This is a genomic window from Burkholderia sp. BCC0322 (genome assembly GCF_902833045.1).
Taxonomy (GTDB): Bacteria; Pseudomonadota; Gammaproteobacteria; order Burkholderiales; family Burkholderiaceae; genus Burkholderia.
This window is the reverse complement of record NZ_CADFDU010000040.1, coordinates 1-1448: the sequence shown is the minus strand read 5'-3', so window position 1 is coordinate 1448 and position 1448 is coordinate 1. Positions and strand designations below refer to the sequence as shown.

3 pseudogenes are annotated in these 1448 nt (G+C 62.6%); 1 reads left to right on the top strand and 2 read right to left on the bottom strand.

Features of this window, described 5'->3' with window-relative positions:
• Positions 1-87: 87 nt before the first annotated feature.
• Together HWX39_RS35720 and HWX39_RS35715 are read right to left on the bottom strand one after the other, a co-directional pair.
• Positions 88-708, bottom strand: a pseudogene (locus tag HWX39_RS35720) (transposase); the annotation flags it as partial.
• A 4-nt stretch (positions 709-712) separates the two neighbouring features.
• Positions 713-1021, bottom strand: a pseudogene (locus tag HWX39_RS35715) (DDE-type integrase/transposase/recombinase); the annotation flags it as partial.
• Between the two features lies 1 nt (position 1022).
• Here HWX39_RS35715 and HWX39_RS35710 point away from each other — a divergent pair.
• Positions 1023-1352: pseudogene (locus tag HWX39_RS35710) on the top strand (IS3 family transposase); the annotation flags it as partial.
• Positions 1353-1448 lie beyond the last annotated feature (96 nt).

Genomic DNA, 1448 nt, shown 5'->3' with positions numbered 1-1448 from the left:
TTTTGCGCGTCCTTGATTTCCTGGAGCCGGGCAGCGCCGACTTTAAAAATGACCACCGCTGGACAGGGGGTGCCCCTATGTCCTTCGTCAAGCGTTAAGGGCTGACTTGGGTTGGTAAATGGTGCCGTCGCGCAGCATGGCGAACAGGACGTCGCAGCGTCGCCGTGCTAGCGCGATGAGTGCCTGGTTGTGGCGCTTACCTTGCTGGACCTTGCGCGAGTAATAGGCCCGTGAGACTGGGTCTCGTAAGGCGGCGAAGGCGGAGAGGAACAAGGCGCGCTTGAGCACCTTGTTGCCGCGTCTGGATGGGTGCTCGCCACGGATCGACGAGCCTGAGCGCCGGGTGACCGGCGCGAGGCCAGCGTAGGCCGCGAGATGAGCAGCCGAGGCGAAGGCTTTATGGGCGACTTCGGTTAGGAGTCTGGCGGCGGTCCTGACGCCGACTCCCGGCATGCTGGTCAGGACCGGCCAAAGAGGGTGAGCATGCACCAGCCGCTCAACTTCGGCGGCGATTTCGTCACGCTGCTTGCGCAAGGCGGCGAGTTGCTGGGCCAAGCGGGGCATGACGATGGTAGCAGCCTGTGTGCCGGGTACGATCACGACTTGCTCGCTCAGCGCTTGAACGATTTCGGCCGCTAAGTTCTTGCCCATGCGGGGCGCGAGCTTGGTCAGGCGGTTGGCGAGCGTCTTCTCGCTAGTTGCGGCAAGCGCGGCTGTCCCACGCGTTTGCACGCCGGCTCATTGAGACCATCATGCCGAATTCGGCGGCCAGATCGCGATACGCCCAACTGGCATATTGACTGCCCCTATCCGAATGCAGCAGTAATCCGGGCCCGGGTTTGCGTTGCCAGTACGCACTGCGTAATGCTTGGCAGACCAGATCCGCGTTGATTCGCTCCGACATCGACCAGCCGACGATACGCCGGCTTGCCAGATCGAGGATCGCCGCAAGAAACAGCCTGCCTTCGTCAGTGGCGATGAACGTGATGTCACTCACCCACGCTTGGTTCAGCTGCCATCCAACGCATGCGCTGCCGGTTTCGCATCAGACGCGGCTGGTTGGCATCGCGAGGTCGAGCGCCTACTACCGGCCACGGCCGATAAGCGAGGCGGACCAATTGCTGATGCGGCGGATCGACGAGTTGCACATGGAGTTTCCGTTTGCCGGGGCGCGGATGCTGGCACGCCTTCTGCGCCGGGAAGGACACGAGATTGGCCGTCGACGCGCGCGCACGCTGATGAAGCGCATGGGTGTCGAGGCGCTGTACTGCAAGCCGAACACAAGCCGCCGCAACGCGCAGCACAAGATCTGGCCGTATCTGCTGCGTGGCCTGAAGATCGAGCGGGCCAACCTGACCCTGCCTCGTTTTCACGTACAGCATGTCATGCAGCAGCGCGTAGGGTTTCGTATTCGACGGGAGTGCAGTAGTCGATCGACGTGTGCATGC